Source organism: Microbacterium sp. NPDC089188 (genome assembly GCF_040685155.1).
Lineage (GTDB): Bacteria > Actinomycetota > Actinomycetes > Actinomycetales > Microbacteriaceae > Microbacterium > Microbacterium galbum.
In genome coordinates this window covers 205,709-222,715 of sequence record NZ_JBFBHH010000002.1, presented here as the reverse complement: position 1 = coordinate 222,715, position 17,007 = coordinate 205,709, and the positions used below count along the sequence as shown (strand labels likewise).

The following is a 17,007-nucleotide window of genomic DNA, read 5'->3' as shown; positions in this document are numbered from 1 at the left end:
GAACCTATTGCAGCGAGCGGTATCGATGTCGGACCCTCCTGCCACCGTTGACCTATGAGAGACCTCGCCTACATGATCCGCGCCGACTGAACGCAGCAAGGCACCGCCATGGTGCCGAACAGCGCACTCATCCGAGATTGGCTGGGCGCACCGCCGTACCTCTTCGCTGTCACCGACACCAAGAAGTTCACGCCTGACGGTCGAGGAGCCAACCTTGAGGCGGCAGACTTCATCGCGCCGCCCAGAACCGAGTCCTTCACCCCTACAAGCAGCGTGACCTCACCGCATGGCTTGCCGATGCGAGATGGCCTCATCCAATTGTTTCAAAGTGGCAAATCGATGGCGCCTTCGGCGCCTGCATTCCCCGTTCCGATTGCATCCAATCGGACCACCGAGAAGAGCGCCACTTGCACTTTACGCCGATCAGAGCTCCCCGCCACAAACATGTCCTGCTCAGACGCCACTTCCGTCTTCACCTCGTAGGTCGTCGTCGACGCACTCTCGGCATCCTTGATGCAGGAGTTCCGCCACGCCTTGTCCGAGGCAGTTACCCCCGACTCACGAGTCCGCCAAAGCATGACGAAGTTCGAGACCGCATGCGGCTGCGGCGCTGAGAGGTCTACGGCGAGCTTTCTCGAGTCGCTCTTCAGCTTTCCGAGCGTGTATAGGCCGAATTCGACCCGCGCCTCCTCGTTCCGCTTGCCGTTAAATAGACACACGTCAACTGAAAGCGGTCGCCCCTTCTTGCCGGTCGGGAAGCTGCGCTCCCAGACTGCCTCCGAACCGTGCGCTGCAAAGCTCACCGCCCCCAAGCGCATGAAGCCGTCCACTACCGAGACCTCGTACGAGTCCCGCTTGCCGGCGTTCTTGATCGCATCGGTCAGGATCGAGGTGCCAGCCTTGTTGCGAGCGGTCTCCGAAATGGACTCTTGAACCCAACGCTCCACGTTTGCGAGGGCGACTGCAGCTTCCATAAGCATCACCAGCTCGTTGAGGTTCCCACGTGCAGTCTTCGTCGCGCGACCAGAGCCGCGGCGGTACGAGACAATGCGCATCATTCACCTCTGCTTCGAGTTCTATCGGCCGCGAAACCTAGCGATGCAAGCTCCGCACCCGCTCACGATATCGACGCCGCGTGCGCCCGCGGCCGCTCCCATCTGAATGCCCGAGCTACTGGGGGTGCTGTTCACTAGGCAGAGCAGTCAACTAGGCCTCAAGAACACGAAGGGCTACCCGCATGGCACTGACACTCGGTCCTCTACTCATCGACGCGGGTATCGATCCCGCGCAGGCGCTCGTCATCCGCCACGCCTTCGTGACCGAGCCGGAAGAGAGCGGGCTCCGGGGACTCCACGCGGACTCCACCGACGCCGAGATCTTGTCCTACACCGCGACGCAATCCTCGGACACGCGACGGTTTCCCGCAGTGCCGCCACGGTTCTGGGTGGTGTTCATCAAGGAGGGTGGAGACCAAGCACGCTTCTGGTCCGTGGTGGAGAACCGCGGCCAGATCGCCTACGACGACATCCGGCGATCCTTTGATGTGTTCGAGTCCGACCACATGGCCGACCTTCGGAAGCGTCTGGTCATTGGGTGGCGGTCACCACGCACCTGGCGAATGAACGCGAGCACCGCTGCGAGCTATCCGGTGGTCGGCATTGCAGACGCCGAGCCGATCCCGTTCCCCGGCTTCGACCGTCTCATCCTGAGTCACGTCCAGCTCCAGGCCGTCATGCGGGAGCACCGCTACGCCTCGTGGCGCACCGCGCTCGCGTCAGTGGTCGGGATCTACCTCATCACGGACACCCGAGATGGCCGGCACTACGTCGGCAAGGCCGACGGCGAAGAGAGCATCCGACAGCGCTGGAATGCCTATGCCACAAACGGTCACGGCGGCAACGTCGAGCTGCGTCGCGCCGACCCGAGCACCTTCCGCTTCTCGCTCCTGCGTGTCTTTGATCCGTCCACGCCAACCCGCGACGTCGACATCGCCGAGAGCCACTTTAAGGACGCGCTCGACAGTCGTAGGCACGGACTCAATCGGAACTAGCGCCAGACGCGTGTCCGCACCCTAGAGGGCATCGTCGCGCCGGAGTCCTGGTGTCGATTCTCGATCCGGAACAGAGCTCGTCACCGTCTCGTTGAGGAAGTAAATCTTCCTTCCTCCAGAGCCGAGCCAGCCGTACGGTCTCAGCCTCCCCGACATCGAGAATGGAGCGACCGCCGTGCCCAAGCTAACCAAAGGACAAAAGGCGGCGCGTGCAGCCAAACGCCATATGACGAACGCGCTCAAGGAAGAGGTGAGGGCACATCGCGACGAAGCGAAGCGCCGCGAATGGCGGAAGAAGGGGATGTGCCTGACCCGCGAGCAGGCAGCGGCTGGCGAGCGCTGCCGCGGCTGCGGATTGCCGTTCATCGACAACCTCGGCAGCTGGCCGGCCACCATGTACCTGACGCCCGAGCAGAAGATTGAGCATGACGCCGACCGAGCGACGTACAAGGAGATGCATCCGAACTGCGAAGCCCATCGCTGGAGCGTGTCCGGATCTCGCGCCACCCATTGCGGCTACTGCTGCCCACCGATCCCAATGTCACCGGGGCAGTACGAGCACATCAGCCGAATTCTCCTGAGCAGCCCGCGCCGCGAGGAAGAGCTCGACGTCTGGGAGCGCACCCTGACCTGCGGGCATGTTGTGGAGCAGAGCGTCCACCACACAAACCAGCACCCCAGCTTCTCGACTGCGTGGTGCGCGGAGTGCGAGCTGACCCGAGGCGTCGTGAGTTCCATAAAGACCGTTGAGGCCGCAACGCGAATGGCGGACGCGAGACGGAAGCGCGACGACGCGATCGCACGCGCGGAGCGGGAATCGAAGAAGGCCGAGAAGGCGGCGACGGATGCGCGAAAGAAGGTCAACGAACTGCGGGCGGGCCAGTAACGTCGGGAGGTACAATCCTGTCTGCCGAACGGAGAACGATGACGCTCGACAACGAAGACGCGGTCGCGAAGGCGATCGGCGCGGAGTCGCTCGACGACCTCACGGACGCACAGGTGGTCGCGCTGGCAGAGCATCTAAGCGAGGCCACTCCCGAGCTTCAGCTCCACCTGATCAAGACCAATCCGCGACTCCAGGCATACGCCCTCCAAGCGATAACCGTGGTCGAAGACGATCTCCGCACCACCCTCTCGGCGATGAACGAGAACAGCCACCAGGCGTTCGAGGCGCTCAGCGAGACCCGCGACATCATTGCTGGCGAGCTAAACAAGCCCAACCTCAGTGACGAACGTTGGCGCTATCTCATCGACAAACTGACGGATAGCGAAGACAAGGCGAAGGCAGTTGCCGAGGAAACCAACCAGCTGATCGCTGAGCAGTCGAATGCCACCCGCGGCGCGAAGATGGCGATCGCGGCTATGCCCTACGTCGAGGTCGTGCTCCAGGTAGGGATCCGTCTGCTGATCAGTCGGGGCCGACTGTAGATCGGCATCCCAAGACGCGACGAGGTGATTTCCGACTCAGCGGGCGCGCTGGTCGGAGGCAGCTCATTCCGACCAGCTGGCGCGATCGGCCCAGAGGTACCCGTTGGGCCAGGCAGCTAGGTGAGAGTGCGCGTTGACGCCCTGCGAACGTGATACACCGGTCGACGGGGTGCTGCATGGCGGAACACCTGGTCTCGTTACTCGCGTTCGAACCTATCGATGACTTCCATAAGCGAGGACCCCAGGGCCCGTGCGATCGCACGCGTCTCGATCACATCGAGTCGCCGTTCGCCGCTCTCATATTTCGATACGAACGACTGCGGGACCCCGAGCATATGCGCCAGATCGACCTGCCGGATGCCGGCCTCTTCGCGCATCGTGCGGAGGAGCGCATGCAGACGCCGGGACTCGTCTCGGCTTGAGCGGCTCTCCATTTCCCCAGTCGAGTACTGACGCTACCCATATCCCAAAATCGGATATACACTCCTGGTCACCCTGCCCACGACCCAAGGGAGTCCACTTTGCGCCGCCTGCTCGCCCTCACCGTCTTCCCAATACTTCTCCTTGCGGGGTGCGCCTCGCCGACCGGCGTTCCGCCCGCCGCTGAGCCCGGATCGTCCGTCAGCGAGTCAGAACCGGCAGATGCCCCGGCCGAAGAGGTCGCGCCCGTGGAGGACCTCACCAGTGACGACGCCCTCTGGGAGCACTGCCGACTTTCAAGCCCGCCCGACACGATGGTCACGGAGATCTTGACGGCATACCCGGACGCGTGGACAGCCAACGGTTTCCCGGCGGTCCCGACCGACTCGCCGTACATCTGTCAGCAGACGTTCGTGTCGAATCCAGAAGCTGGCACGAGATGGGTGATCATTCCTGATTCCTCGGCGAATATGCCGATCGCGGAGCAATGGGCGCGCGAGCTCGCGGACGCTGGTTACGGCTCCCACACGATTGCTGACAGCCTCAAGTCCGTCGCGTCGGGAGCGGAGTGCTGCAGCGCCTCCCAGCAATTTCATCTGGACCCTCAGACCAACACTTTCGCGCGAATACTGGCGACTGATCAGTACCTGTGGCTCGGGATCCAAACCGGCTGAAAGTGGACCCCCGCCTTGACCGCTGTGTGTCGGAGGCGCCTTTTAGGATCTGTCATCCAGCTACTACTCGATGGAGGCCGACATGGCAGATTACGACGTGCAGTACGACAAGGGTCGAGGCGATTGGGGTGCGAAGCGGGCGGGCGCATCCCGGGCGGCAGGTCACTACGACACGCAAGCGGACGCGCATGACGCGGCAGTTGGGTTCGCGACCCGCAGCGGCGGCGGTGAGGTGCGCGATCACCGGAAGGACGACAACCAGATCCGCAATACCGACACCGTCGGCAAGAAGGATCCTTATCCCCCGAAGGGCTGACCCGAGACGTGAGAAGGGCGGTGGTCATCGTTTGATGACCACCGCCCGCATTGAGTACCGCGAACGAGGGGAACTCACATCTCGTCGATACGCAGCTCCGCCGTTGGCGACAGCTCGCGAAGGTGGGTTGCCCAAATGATGGTCTCGAAGTAGTCCTCGCGCACTATCGGTTCCCGGCGCCAATTGTCGCCTTCTGGCTCTCGCGTGCGGATGCGATAAGACCTGGGAGTGAGCAGCCGACCTTCGACGGAGCGGGGGACGTCGGTCGCCGCACCGTTCCGATCTGGCATCCCAACGAGGACGGCGTCGCCAGCCAACCTCGAATGGCCCGCGGCTTCCGGGACGTGGAACCACCAGAGGTAGGTAGCTCGCCGATTCACCGGCAGACCACGAATCAGCCCCTCTTCATTGACGAACAGCGTGCTGCCGCGAGTGGGGATGTCGACGGCCTCGATCCACCCGTTCACTGCTGCTTGATAGTCCTCCAACCTTTCGAAATCGCGAACCTCGAGGTCGAGGCCGTTGGACGCTGGGATGAAGATGCCGCGCACCATCTGTTTCTCCTTTGTGTTTGCGACCGAGAACCGGGGCGGTTCTCGCCGAGTCGCTGGACACAAACGAGATGTGGCGGCCGGCGAGCGACGTCCGAAAGGACGTGCTCGAGCCGGCCGCCGGAGAGGTTGCGATCAGTCGGTCACGTTCCGGCCGCGCGGCGCCGTCGGGCTCCGCGCAGTGGTGTCGAAGATCGCCGCGATTGCGTCACGCTTCGTGCTCGCCTCTCGCTCGATTTCCTCGCGCACCGCCTGAGCGCGCGCCTGCACCGCAGGATCGGCCCGTGCCTTCTCCAGCCACGCTTCGATGGCGAGGCGGCACTCGTCTGTGACGGTGCGGTCGCTGAGACCAGCGAGGATGTCCAGCTGAGTGCGCGTCGCCTCGTTCAGCCGAACCGCCAACGGCTTGAGCGGGCCGTAGCCGGAGTTGTTCGCAGTGGCTGGTTGGGCGGGTGGTGCTTCGGACTCGCTCATGAGCGGGTCACCTCCTTGACAGGTGCGGCCGAGAACTCGGTTGGTTCTCTTCAGACCGCATGCCGGCAACGAGCTCCCGCCTTCAGTACAAAGCGAGCGGTCCGCCATCGCAAGCGTCCGATCGGACCGCTCCTCCGAGAATTGATGTCGGCTTTGAGTGGCACAGTGGACGCATGGCCGAGTCGTCGAATACCGGGTTGCTGACTGAGATCGAACGCGACCTGCTCGATGGGAAGCCGGTAGCTGATGTCCTGCGGAAGCTCGTTATTCTCGGAGGAAGAGCAGGGTCGCGAGAGCTGCGCGAGTGGGCGACCCTGGAGCTGCGAGGGTACGGCGACGTGGGACTAGAGGCGCTGCCTGCCTATCGGAAAGTGCCGGCGGTGATCCAAGTCGATGCAGTCGTTGGTCTCACTCAGGTCTCGCACATGTCTATCTCGGCCGATCAGCTTCCCGAGGTGGCGCGCCCCTACATCACGAACGAGGCCCCGTTCACGCAAGGGATCGGGGAGATCGAAACACTGGCTACCCGAAGCGGTGTCGATGAGACCGTGCGATTGGCTCTGCCTATGGAGCGGAAGCTCGCTCAGATGATGGACGCGTCCTCGCCGAACCGCCCGCACCAACAAACCAACGCGGTGTACTGGAGCGTCAGTCGCTCTGCCGTGAGCGGTCTTGTCGATCAAGTCCGCACGCGGCTCGCGGAACTTCTCGGGGAGCTAAGAAGCGCTGCATCGCCGTCGGACATGCCGTCGGCGGAGCAAGCCTCAAACGCCGTGCAGATAGTGGTCCACGGCAAAGGCGCGCGGGTGAACGTCGCGCACGCCACAACGGGCGCTGAAGCCACTGTCGGTTCCACAGCCCACGGCGAGGGTCCGTTCTGGACTCTCGGACGGAGGATCGGGGCAGCCGTGGTCGGACTCGCAACGCTTGCTGCCGCGGTCATAGCTTGGCTGCAACTGCAGAGCTCGATATGAGGGCCGCAACTACCGAACGCGCACAACGATCTTCGCAACGCGTACCCACCGCCGACGACCCGCTACCCAACCGTGCCGACAGTCTCATTGTGGTTGCGGCAGGAATCCGTGTTCCACAAGGCCATCGGTTGACTCATGGCACCGAGCTCGGCAGTTCCTCCTCGAGTCGAGCCGGCTTCACTCGCAGGGGAGAACCGAGATGTATGCCCAGACCTCCGCGGGTCTCGGCAGCTGCTTGCTGGTTACTGCAGCTCGGATCTCGTGAGCGCAGGCGTCACCTTCATCAGCGCGCTCCAACGCGACGAGCCACCACACGTTGGCCCCCGGTCCGTACGAACCGGCATCAACGCCGTGTCCCTCCAGTTCACCGTTGAAGGCAAAGGTGCCGGTGGGCTGAGAATAGTTCCCCCAGTAAGTTGAGTTGTCGACCACCCGAACGCCGTCTGGCAGCCGTAGGGAAGCTGTGACCTCGTCTTGTTGACCCGAGGAAGAGTTCTTGTGGAGCACGAAGGCGTAGACACGTGAGTCGTCCGTTAATCGCACGGACGATGTCCAGCATCCACCGGGCTCCGCGAGGAGGATTTGCGTTGCATTCTCCTCCATCGGTCGGGGTGCGGGGCAACGGGGATCGAGCGGAACTTGGTGGAACGTACTGACAACGTCATCGGAGTGCGCGAGGCTGCCGTCCTGAGTTTCACCCTCGGCCGAGGAAGCGGGCGGAGCTTCGCTCAAGGAGCCGATCCAGCCGGTGGCTGCCGTTCCCATCGCGACCGCGAGAGCAATCGCAGCGACGCCCGCACCGCAGAGCAGGACCGTGCGGACTCTGCTTTGTGCAGAACCAAGGCGGCCGGCCCGCTCAGTGCCAGTCTCACTGTCGTCGCCGCTGCGTGTTTGGAGCTCGGTGGCATGGTTAGGCAGATCAGGATTCGTTCCATCGGGTTCTGAGCGAGCATTGCCAGCAACGACGTCTGATTCTGTCGGCTCAAGTTCTTCCGGGGCTCGCTCAGCGGGAAGGCTCCGGGTGGCACGGTTGGCGGGATGATCGCTGTCACGAGCTAGCGTTTCTGCGCGGCGGAACACCTCGTCTATGAATTCCTCGGCCATGGCGAAGAAGTTCGGGTGGTCGCGTACGAAGTGATTTGCGGTGCTGCCGCCATATAGAGGCGCGGCGAAGAGCTGGCGGATCTTCTTGCTACTGCGGAAGGTCGCGCCGCCCGCGAAGAGTGACGGGTTGTGATCAACGTGATAACCCCAGGTCACGTTCGGATCGGTCGGTGATACACGCGTGCTCGTCTCCGGATCCCTCCGCCATCCAGACAGGATCTTGACGGCCAACAGCCCGCGTCGTGAGAAGTCATCATCAGAGGTCGTCGCTAGCAACTCTCGTATGATGCGACCCGTGTCGGCGTCGGTCCACTGCACCCTAGGGTTGATTGCCGCGACCAGTCGCCGCACCGTTTGATTGAGACTGCCAAGCAGGTCGAACCGTTCGTAACGAGTCACACCCTCCATGCGAGCATCTCGCGCGTTCACCCCAGCAGTAAGCGTCCGCAGGTCGGCGAGAACCGCCTTGACCTCGAGGGGAGGCAGATCGGCGAGGCGTGTCACGGCGCCAGCATACTCACGCTCACTTGTTGACAAATATCCCAATATCGGATATACTTCGCTCGAGGTGGCTCCTCATTTGGAAGGAGCTCCTCATGGCTCAACACGATCTGTTCAACCGCGTCGAGTCCAGCGCGTACTCGTGGATCCTCGACCCGACGGTCGCTTTTGTCGACTGGTTCACCAGCGATGAGGGACTGCCACAAGAGGCGTACCAGTCGACAGTGTTTGCGCGACTACGTCTTTGCGGAGAAGCCGACGCTCCCTCATGCCTGATGGACTACCTGTTCATCTGGCTCGTAGAAGGCGGTGCGTCACAGCACTGTCCCACCTACGAGGACTGGCTGCTAACGATCATCTCGATCACTGATCAGCTCCGTCGCGGGCGATTCGGCGAACGCTGGACTCGGCCGCTCCCAGACGGCCCGAATATCGGCATGGAGACGACCGCGACCTTGGCGAAATCCAGATAGGGGACGACAAGGCAAACGCTGATCCCGGTCGCACCATCGACATGCCGCTCCTGCCAGCTGAGGCCGATCTCACCCACCCCGGCCTCAATAGGAACGTCTTCGAACGCGTCATCTCACGCCAGCACGCCCGCGACCAATTCCTTGCGTCGAACCGCAACACGGACGTCTCCGCGTCCGATTGAACACCGAACATCGAGCCACCCGCCCCGTACTAGATATCCAGAACGGGGCTTTTCTCGTTGCAGAAGGCGTTACTTGGTGGCGCGGCACGTTACGTCGTTAATCGGCGTGACCGCTCGATCCCACCGCCGCTAGACCAGAACCAGTCGAACAACCCGGCTGGAAGGAGCCAACATGACCGACCTCATCCCTCTCTTCGGAGGACACACCACTGTCACGGGGCAGCATCTCACTGGTGGCCTCGCTCGACAGGCGCGGAGGCAGGAGGCGGAGATCTCCCTCCAAGCCAACGGGCATGTGCTCAAGGAGCAGGCCGAAGCCTTCGTCGCGAAGAACGTTATCGATCTCATTGCCGGCATGGTGCGTCAGGCGGAGTTCCACATGCGCGACGCGGGAGCTGGGCGAGAGATGTACGAGAACGCGATCTACGGCTACTCCGTGGGTGCAGCTCGGCGTGCGGCGGGGCGCTGATCGTGCTGGGTGTGCTGCTCATCCTCCTGCAGCTCCTCGGCTGGATCGGAGCACTCGTCCTGTTGGTTTACGCAGCGCTCTGGGCACTCTCTTGGGTTGTCGACTGGCGGTACGCCCGTCAGCGAGCGCGGCGTCTAGAGATTGAGGCGGTCCTGGACCGCAAGCAGCAGGAGCTGCGCGGGACCATTCTCCGTCTCGCTGATGCTTTGGCCGAAGAACGCGTGCACGCGAACCAGGCGAGCGCTGAGATGATCCGAGCGGCGTACCTCTCGCGGGGACAGCTGCCCTCGTAGTAGCCGATCGTCGGGTGGCGGTACCTACGCCGCCGCCCGGCGAAACACCGGACGGGCATCGCCGCCGATTCTTAAACCAGTCTTAACGCCAAACCATTTCGCCCGATCGGACGCTGGACGACTCAGCCGCGAGCCGTCATAACTAGGGGCAGCAGTCCCGGGCTCATCGTCAACACGTGGATCTCACGTGCCGACGTTCGTCGTGCCCGCACATCTAACAGCGGGCTGCAGGAAGGAGGGTTCCATGTCCAGTATCAGCACCGAAACCGTCACCGCGAGCGAGGGCGCACCGCCCGGCGCGGCCGACTTGGAAAAGCCCTGCACGATCCTTGCGGATCCGCCGTGGGGCAACGTCGGTCAGCGCGGGAAGTACGGCGCCGAGCACCACTACTCGTTGATGCCCCTCGACGACATCAGAGCGGTGCCCGTTGGTGATCTCGCCGCAGACAACGCCCACTTGTACCTCTGGTGCTATCCCGCAACCCGGCGCATCGCCGAGGAAGTCATGGAGCACTGGGGGTTCCGGTTCGTGGACGAATTCGTCTGGGGCAAAGACCAGATGGGCCTCGGCCAGTACTTCCGCCACGCGCACGAGACGCTGCTGCTCGGCGTGAAGGGCAAGCTCCCCGTTCGGTTCCGTGGACAGCGGTCGTTCGCGATGCTGCCTCGCCAGGCGCACTCTCATAAACCCGAGGAAGTGCACCAGATGGTGCAGCGTATGAGCCCCGGCCCCTATCTCGAGCTGTTCGCCCGTCGTCCGTTCCCCGGCTGGCGGGTCTGGGGCAACGAGGTCGACAGCGACATTGTCATCCCGGGCTTCCCGGTGCCCAGCGACGCCCGTCAGCAGGACGGACCCGCCGATGCCTGAGCGCGCCCACATTCACATCACTTACAAACGGAGTCTTCATGCCTCGACCCGATCGCAGATTCCTCGACACCGTCGTGGCGTTCGCGTGGACCGTGCTGCTGATCGCACTGCTGCTGTGGTCGGCAGTCTGGCTCATCTCGCAGATCTACATCTGGCTCATCGTCCTCGCCGCCATCGCAGCGGCGACCTGGATCGCGGTGTGGTGGCTACAGCGTCGCAGCGACCGTTGGTAGCACGGGGAGGCACTCATGGGTAGCCACAAACGCGGCCGTGGACGACCCCGCCGCGAGTACCGCATCCGCGTCCGCGCCGAGCGACGGGCCACTCCGGATTACGCCAAGCTGGCCCGCGCCCTGCTTGAGCATGCCGCGATGGAGCAGGCGAAAGACGATGACGCCACGTCAGTCGCCAGCTCGAAGGTTGACGCATCCTCGGCAGAACAGCCCGAGGTGTCGTCATGAGACCGACGTGGCAGCAACTGCACTTCCCGCAACCGTTCGACCACGTCGAGGCGCTCGGGCTTCTTCAACGTCTCGCGGCCGACGAGTCCCGCGGCCCAGTCGTGTTCGAAGCCCGTGCTGAGGCCGGCGTCATCCGTCATCTCCTCGGAGCAAGTGACGTCACGCGGTCTGCGGTTGGGAGCGTGCTTCGCAGGCTGATGCCCGGCGCGGTGCTCACTGAGCTGGACGCCCCGCGTGTCCAGGTCGAACGGGCCGGGCGCGTTCGCATCCGACAACGGAACCTCGGCCTCGCGCTCGATGCCAGCGGCGCCGCTCTCCGTGCGCTGTTCGCCGCTCTGTCTCAGGCGACCGGGAAGGGCGATGTGCTGGTGCTGCAGGTCATTCTGGGCGCGAGCGTCCCTCCGCAGCCCACACCTGCGAGCCCGGTCGACCCGAATCTGTCGCTGTTCGACCTCGTCACCAGCGGTGCTCGTCCGGCCCCTAGCGAGGTGCGCGCGGACATGCGCTCCAAGCTCGGGCAGTACCGGTTCCGAGCAATTATCCGCCTCGGCGTTACGGCCGCGAGTCCGGTGCGACGGCGTCTGCTCGTCCACGGTATGCTCGCTGCGCTGCGGCAGCTGCAATCGGGTTCGACCCGGATCGACCTTGTCTCCGACCGGCCCGAGCTCGTCGACGATGCCATCATTCCGGCGCGTAAGCCACTCCGGCTGACGGCCGAGGAGGCGCTGTCTGTCCTCGGCTGGCCGACGGGTGAGGCGGCGCTGCCTGGCATGCCGCCGATCCACCCGCGGCGCCTGGCACCACCCGCCGGGATCACGCCTCCTGCGGAGCGAGTCTTCGCCCTCACTAGTGCACCGGGACCGAACCTGCCAGTCGGAGTGAATATCCAAGACGCGATGCGCCACACGCACGTCATGGGGCCCAACGGCACCGGCAAGTCGACGGTGCTCCTCAACCTGATCGCAGCCGATATCGCGGCGGGACGCAGCGTGGTCGTGATCGACGCGAAGCGTGATCTCGCCATGGACACGCTGACCGTCATCCCCCCGCACCGTTCGGGCGACGTCATCGTCCTCGACCCAGTGGCATCAGGACCGGTCGTTGGCCTGAACCCGCTCGCCGGGGCAGGCGACGAAGGCCCACTGATCGCTGATCGGCTGCTCGCGGTGTTCCGCGGGCTGTTCCCCTCGGTCTTTGGCCCACGGACCTCGGACGCGATCCACGCGGCACTTCTGACCCTCGTCGAGAAGGACGACTCCACCCTCGCAGACCTGCCGCGCCTGCTCTCCGACGACCGGTTCCGCCGCACCTACACCGGCGGGATCACCGACCCGTCACTGGCCGGGTTCTGGGCGCAGTACGAAGCCGCCACACCCGGCGCACGCGCCGCTATGGTCGGCCCGATCCTGACCCGGCTGAGGCAATTCCTCCTCCGGCCGTCAATCCGGGCGGTGCTCGATCAGCCGGCGCCGCGGTTCAACCTCGTCGACCTGTTCACCAAGCCCCGCATCCTCGTCGTCCCGTTGAACCGGGGCCTTCTGGGACCAGTTGCGGCGGAGCTTGTCGGATCACTGATCGTTAGTCAACTCTGGCAGCTCACATTGGCCCGCGCCGGGGTGCCGAAGGAGCAGCGCACGCCGGTGTCGGTGTTCCTCGACGAAGCGCAGATGTTCGTGAAGCACGAATCAGATCTTGGGGAAGCGCTCGAGCAGTCGCGCTCCATGGGTGTGGCCTGGCATCTCGCGCATCAGCACCGTTCGCAGATGCCCCCGAGTCTGCTCGCCGGGATCGGAGCGAACACGAGGAACAAGATCCAGTTCCAAGCCGACCCGGCCGACGCAGCTGCCGTCACTAAGCACTCGTCGCTCAGCCCGGAGGACGTGATGAAGCTTCCACCGTTCCACGTCTACGTTGACCTCCTTGCGCGCGGAACGCAGACGGGGTGGTTCTCTGCCGTCACCCTTCCGCCACCGGTAGCGATCTCCGACCCGGAGCAGATCATTGCCGAAAGCCGCGCTCGCTACGGCCGGGATGACACCCCGCCATCTGCGACGCCGGCTGCACCATCGTCGCCGTCCGGCAGCGGCAGCCCAGCAGCCGAGGCGCCTGAGCCCGCAGTGTCGAGCGATGACATCGTCCTCACCGTTGTCGGCGTCGAGGGTCGCGTTCTCGAGCCCGCACCGACAGGAGGCGGCGCCGGGGGCACAGCGGACGATGAGCTGATCGGTCGCCGCCGGAAAGGCGCGTCATGAGCACTTGCACTCCGTCGTCCCAAGGTGCGCCCATGACACCCCAACTGCACCTCGTGAGAAGAGGGGAGCCGTGTCCGGTCGCCCGTCCGTCCGACCGTCCACTCGTCGGAACTTCGCTCCCGCTACAGCCCCGTCTTTTTGGCCATCATCGCCCCTGTTGGGAGGGGACTATCCCGCACAATGCGGGATACCCCAGCGCTACCAAGCGACCTTGTCCACGCCCGTGCCCCGTCTCCTGGAGGCCTCACTATGCCTGACTCGTCTCGCACTGGAGCAGGTCCATCGCGACTGCGAGAGCTGTACCTGAGCCTGTCCGCCCGCGACCACCACATCCTGGACTTCCTCAGCCGGCACCGCTACGCCAGCACCACGCACCTCCGCGACGTGTTCTTCGCTGGCCACGCCACCACCACCGCCGGTACCCGTGCTTGCATCCGCGTTCTGCATCGGCTGCTGCGCGACCGACTCGTCGCCCGCCTCGAACGCCGCGTTGGCGGATCCGCCCGCGGGTCAGCTGCCAGCATCTGGTACCTCGACGCCGTCGGAGAACGCCTCACCAGACCCGAGCAAACATCGCGCCGCCGATTCGCCTCCGTCTCCACCCTGTTCCTCGAGCACACCCTCGCCATCACCGACACCCACGTCACGCTCATTACCCAGGCCCAAGCAACGGGTGCAGAACTGGAGCGGGTCGAGATCGAGAGCCAGGCGTGGCGGCCCTTCCTGACTACACACGCCACACCCACCGTGCTGAAGCCCGACCTCTACGCCCACCTGTCCACACCCGACTACGACGACCACTACTACCTCGAGATCGACCGAGCCAGCGAAAGCATCCCAGTCGTCCTCGGCCAGTGCCGCCTCTACACGGCATACCGGGCCACAGGGCGCGCGCAAACCGAGCACGGTGTGTTTCCCCGCGTCGTGTGGATCGTCCCCACACAGCGGCGGGCAGACCGCCTCACCGCCGCCATCCACGCCGAACAGGATCTGCCAGATCGGCTCTTCACAGTCATCACAACCACCCAGTTCGCCGCCACGCTCACCAGCGATGTCGCCGCACCCACGCCACCCCCACGAAAGGAGGAACCATGACCCCGGAAACACCACCCCCACAAGACCACGGCGGCGAAACTCAACGACCGCAGAATGACCCACGCTTCGGCCCCGAAGCCCAAGCGTCCGTCGACCGCTCCCTCGCAGTGCTCCACGATGCCGGCGACGCTCTCCGCGTCCTCCGAGGCGTCGAAACAAACGGGTCCGCCTTCGCCGCCTACCTCATGCTGACCGACACCAACCTCGCTGCCGACGACCTCATCGACCGGTTCCACGATGCCTACGTCGACGCGTGGGAGTCCTTCGCAGAGATCCGCCGCGACATTCTCGAAAACCTCGGATGGCTCGACGCGGTCAAACACGTCATGGACGTTCAAGGGATCCCCGAAGACCAGCTGATCTGGAACACGCCCGCGATTGACCAGCAAATTTTCGACACCTATGACGCCATCCTCCTCGACGGCTGGTGGCACCTCTTCAACAAGTGACGAGAGGTTTTCCCCAGGTCAGCGGTGTCAAAACCACATCGCCCACCATCTCGACTTAAGAGGTGAAGTGAGCGTAAATCAAAGGGCCACCTGTGCCTCAGCGGCACGGCGAATCCCAGAAAGGAGAAGACCATGACAGACACCACCGACACCACGCCCGTGCGGCGACGAGGCTCCTTCGCCGGGTGGGAACAACTACTTGGCCTCGACGGCACCGCACCACCCACCACCGGCGAGTCCGGTGGACAGGCCATCCTGTACCTCCGTGTGAGTACCCAGCGCCAGATGCACACGGCCGCAGATATCGACGCCGACGGCAACTCAATCGCCACGCAGCGCGAGCTATGCATCAAGCGATGCAAGCGGCTCAAAGCCCCTATCGCAGAAACGTTCGTCGAACCCGGTAACTCCGCCCAGTCCATCGCGAAGCGCCCCGTCTTCCGCGAGCTACTGAGCTACGTCGAAGAACACCCGGAAGTGGGGTACGTCGTCATCTACATGCGCTCGCGCATCTTCCGCAATCAGGCGGACGCCGCCATTACCAAACGCATCCTCGCCGGGATGGGCGTCAAACTCATCTCCGCCAAGGAAGAGTTCGGCGACGGCTACATGGCAGACGCCATGGAAGCCATCACGGACATCATGAACGAAGTCCAAGTCCGCCAGAGTGGCGAGGACATCAAGAACAAGCTGCTGCACAAAGCCAAGAACGGCGGCACCGTTGGCCGCGCGAAACTGGGCTACCTCAACGTCCGCAAGGACTTCGACGGCCGCCTCGTCAACACCATCGACGTCGATCCTGTCCGCGCACCTCTTATTCAGTGGGCGTTCGAGCAGTACGCGACCGGTGACTACAGCACAATGCGTCTTGCTGATGCCCTTGCCGAACAGGGGCTGACGACCAGAAAATCGGCCAAGTGGCCCGAGCGCCCCCTGTCTCGAAGCCAACTCAGCCTCATTCTCCGGGATCCGTACTACCTCGGCATGGTGACGTTCAAAGATCAGGTCTACCCCGGTCGCCACCCTGCGATCATCGAGACCGCACTCTTCGAACGAGTGCAGGAGGTCATGAACGCCCGGCTGAAGCGCGGTCAGCGCGACCGGGTCCACAGCCACTTCCTCCGCGGCATGTTGCTCTGCGGTCAATGCGATGCGGCGGGAAGGGAACACCGCCTCATCTTCAGCCAAGCCCGCAATAGGTATGGCGAACTGTTCGACTACTACCTGTGCCGTGGTCGGCAGGATGGCGTCTGTGAGCTGCAGTATCTCCGGGTTGCCGATGTCGAGCGTGCCATCGCGACGCTGTTCGGAACAGCCGCACTACCGGCGAGCGTGCTCATGGAAGCCCGCGAGCGGTTGCAAGACGCCCTGGAGCACCTTCTGACACGTCAGCGCGAACAGCGCGTGAGGCTCTCGAAAGAGCTGAAGAAACTTGAGTCCAAGGAGGAACGCCTCGTCGACATCGCTGCAGAAGGCGAGCTGCCGCCGGAGATCGTTCGTAAGCGCCTCCGGGAGCTCCAGATCAAGAAGAACGACGTCAGCGCGAAACTCGCGTCAACTGAGGACTTTCTGCGCTCCAAGACCGAGTCCGCGATGATCTACCTCGACCTGATGGAGAAGCCTCGCGCTCTATTCCTGTCCGCGAGCGACGGCGTGCGTCGCATGCTGCTGTCAGCCTTCTTCTCACGTATCTGGATCCACGACGACGGTCATCAGGTGACCGCATCCTCTGCGTACCAGCCAGTTGTCGCTGACATCCGCAGCGCAGCACTCGAGGCGGCGGCCAACGAAAAAAGCGCCGGAGACGGTTCCGACGCTTCTTCTCGCGAAACCCTGACTCAATATCTTGAAGTCATTTGTTCGAGTAAGACAACTTTGGTAGCGGGAGCGGGGCTTGAACCCGCGACCTCACGATTATGAGTCGTGCGCTCTCACCAACTGAGCTACCCCGCCGCGTGGCATCCGGATACCGA

General features: G+C 63.8%; 20 protein-coding genes and 1 tRNA gene. 15 read left to right on the top strand and 6 right to left on the bottom strand.

What is annotated here, in order from left to right:
* Positions 1-323: 323 nt before the first annotated feature.
* Positions 324-1,058 carry a hypothetical protein gene (locus AB0N80_RS07220; protein ID WP_363578322.1) on the bottom strand — a complete coding sequence of 245 codons (735 nt, stop codon included), beginning with the start codon at positions 1,056-1,058 and terminating at the stop codon, positions 324-326.
* Positions 1,059-1,237: 179 nt separating this feature from the next.
* On the opposite strand from AB0N80_RS07220, the gene AB0N80_RS07215 reads away from it, so the two are divergent.
* From AB0N80_RS07215 to AB0N80_RS07205, 3 genes are all read left to right on the top strand, one after another.
* Positions 1,238-2,050, top strand: coding sequence for a GIY-YIG nuclease family protein (locus AB0N80_RS07215; RefSeq protein WP_363578321.1), 813 nt, complete (start codon positions 1,238-1,240; stop codon positions 2,048-2,050).
* A 175-nt stretch (positions 2,051-2,225) separates the two neighbouring features.
* Complete coding sequence (locus AB0N80_RS07210; protein ID WP_363578320.1) at positions 2,226-2,936, top strand: hypothetical protein; 711 nt, start codon at positions 2,226-2,228, stop codon at positions 2,934-2,936.
* Between the two features lie 38 nt (positions 2,937-2,974).
* Positions 2,975-3,478 carry a hypothetical protein gene (locus AB0N80_RS07205; protein ID WP_363578319.1) on the top strand — a complete coding sequence of 168 codons (504 nt, stop codon included), beginning with the start codon at positions 2,975-2,977 and terminating at the stop codon, positions 3,476-3,478.
* Positions 3,479-3,675: 197 nt separating this feature from the next.
* On the opposite strand, the gene AB0N80_RS07200 is transcribed toward AB0N80_RS07205, so the two are convergent.
* Positions 3,676-3,912, bottom strand: a complete 237-nt coding sequence (locus tag AB0N80_RS07200; protein WP_363578318.1) for a helix-turn-helix transcriptional regulator — start codon at positions 3,910-3,912, stop codon at positions 3,676-3,678.
* A 234-nt stretch (positions 3,913-4,146) separates the two neighbouring features.
* Between AB0N80_RS07200 and AB0N80_RS07195 the strand changes: the two genes are divergently transcribed.
* Together AB0N80_RS07195 and AB0N80_RS07190 are read left to right on the top strand one after the other, a co-directional pair.
* Complete coding sequence (locus AB0N80_RS07195) at positions 4,147-4,572, top strand: hypothetical protein (protein WP_363578317.1); 426 nt, start codon at positions 4,147-4,149, stop codon at positions 4,570-4,572.
* An 82-nt stretch (positions 4,573-4,654) separates the two neighbouring features.
* Positions 4,655-4,888 (top strand): DUF2188 domain-containing protein, encoded by a 234-nt coding sequence (locus AB0N80_RS07190; RefSeq protein ID WP_363578316.1) that lies wholly within the window; start codon positions 4,655-4,657, stop codon positions 4,886-4,888.
* A 74-nt stretch (positions 4,889-4,962) separates the two neighbouring features.
* Here the strand turns inward: AB0N80_RS07190 and AB0N80_RS07185 are convergent, their stop codons facing one another.
* Positions 4,963-5,442 carry a DUF3846 domain-containing protein gene (locus AB0N80_RS07185; RefSeq protein ID WP_363578315.1) on the bottom strand — a complete coding sequence of 160 codons (480 nt, stop codon included), beginning with the start codon at positions 5,440-5,442 and terminating at the stop codon, positions 4,963-4,965.
* A 132-nt stretch (positions 5,443-5,574) separates the two neighbouring features.
* Positions 5,575-5,913 carry a hypothetical protein gene (locus AB0N80_RS07180; protein WP_363578314.1) on the bottom strand — a complete coding sequence of 113 codons (339 nt, stop codon included), beginning with the start codon at positions 5,911-5,913 and terminating at the stop codon, positions 5,575-5,577.
* 173 nt (positions 5,914-6,086) lie between these two features.
* On the opposite strand from AB0N80_RS07180, the gene AB0N80_RS07175 reads away from it, so the two are divergent.
* Positions 6,087-6,887, top strand: a complete 801-nt coding sequence (locus AB0N80_RS07175) for a hypothetical protein (protein ID WP_363578313.1) — start codon at positions 6,087-6,089, stop codon at positions 6,885-6,887.
* Positions 6,888-7,064: 177 nt separating this feature from the next.
* Here AB0N80_RS07175 and AB0N80_RS07170 read toward each other — a convergent pair whose 3' ends face one another.
* The gene (locus tag AB0N80_RS07170; RefSeq protein ID WP_363578312.1) at positions 7,065-8,495 is read right to left on the bottom strand and encodes a hypothetical protein; all 1,431 of its coding nucleotides are present in this window, start codon (positions 8,493-8,495) and stop codon (positions 7,065-7,067) included.
* 92 nt (positions 8,496-8,587) lie between these two features.
* Between AB0N80_RS07170 and AB0N80_RS07165 the strand changes: the two genes are divergently transcribed.
* The 9 genes from AB0N80_RS07165 (at position 8,588) to AB0N80_RS07125 (ending at position 16,954) form a co-directional block, all read left to right on the top strand.
* Positions 8,588-8,965 carry a hypothetical protein gene (locus AB0N80_RS07165; RefSeq protein WP_363578311.1) on the top strand — a complete coding sequence of 126 codons (378 nt, stop codon included), beginning with the start codon at positions 8,588-8,590 and terminating at the stop codon, positions 8,963-8,965.
* A gap of 354 nt (positions 8,966-9,319) precedes the next feature.
* Positions 9,320-9,616: a hypothetical protein gene (locus AB0N80_RS07160; protein WP_363578310.1), complete on the top strand. Its 297-nt coding sequence runs from the start codon at positions 9,320-9,322 to the stop codon at positions 9,614-9,616.
* A gap of 537 nt (positions 9,617-10,153) precedes the next feature.
* Complete coding sequence (locus AB0N80_RS07155) at positions 10,154-10,777, top strand: MT-A70 family methyltransferase (RefSeq protein WP_363578309.1); 624 nt, start codon at positions 10,154-10,156, stop codon at positions 10,775-10,777.
* A 38-nt stretch (positions 10,778-10,815) separates the two neighbouring features.
* On the top strand, positions 10,816-11,010 hold the full coding sequence (locus AB0N80_RS07150) for a hypothetical protein (protein ID WP_363578308.1): 195 nt from the start codon (positions 10,816-10,818) through the stop codon (positions 11,008-11,010).
* 15 nt (positions 11,011-11,025) lie between these two features.
* On the top strand, positions 11,026-11,238 hold the full coding sequence (locus AB0N80_RS07145) for a hypothetical protein (RefSeq protein ID WP_363578307.1): 213 nt from the start codon (positions 11,026-11,028) through the stop codon (positions 11,236-11,238).
* Positions 11,235-13,490: a hypothetical protein gene (locus AB0N80_RS07140; protein WP_363578306.1), complete on the top strand. Its 2,256-nt coding sequence runs from the start codon at positions 11,235-11,237 to the stop codon at positions 13,488-13,490. Before AB0N80_RS07145 ends, AB0N80_RS07140 begins: the two co-directional genes overlap by 4 nt.
* 249 nt (positions 13,491-13,739) lie before the next feature.
* The gene (locus AB0N80_RS07135) at positions 13,740-14,585 is read left to right on the top strand and encodes a replication-relaxation family protein (RefSeq protein WP_363578305.1); all 846 of its coding nucleotides are present in this window, start codon (positions 13,740-13,742) and stop codon (positions 14,583-14,585) included.
* Positions 14,582-15,034 carry a hypothetical protein gene (locus tag AB0N80_RS07130; protein ID WP_363578304.1) on the top strand — a complete coding sequence of 151 codons (453 nt, stop codon included), beginning with the start codon at positions 14,582-14,584 and terminating at the stop codon, positions 15,032-15,034. Before AB0N80_RS07135 ends, AB0N80_RS07130 begins: the two co-directional genes overlap by 4 nt.
* Before the next feature lie 132 nt (positions 15,035-15,166).
* On the top strand, positions 15,167-16,954 hold the full coding sequence (locus AB0N80_RS07125; protein ID WP_363578639.1) for a recombinase family protein: 1,788 nt from the start codon (positions 15,167-15,169) through the stop codon (positions 16,952-16,954).
* Here AB0N80_RS07125 and AB0N80_RS07120 read toward each other — a convergent pair.
* Positions 16,911-16,987, bottom strand: a tRNA-Met gene (locus AB0N80_RS07120). The genes AB0N80_RS07125 and AB0N80_RS07120 overlap by 44 nt on opposite strands.
* Positions 16,988-17,007 lie beyond the last annotated feature (20 nt).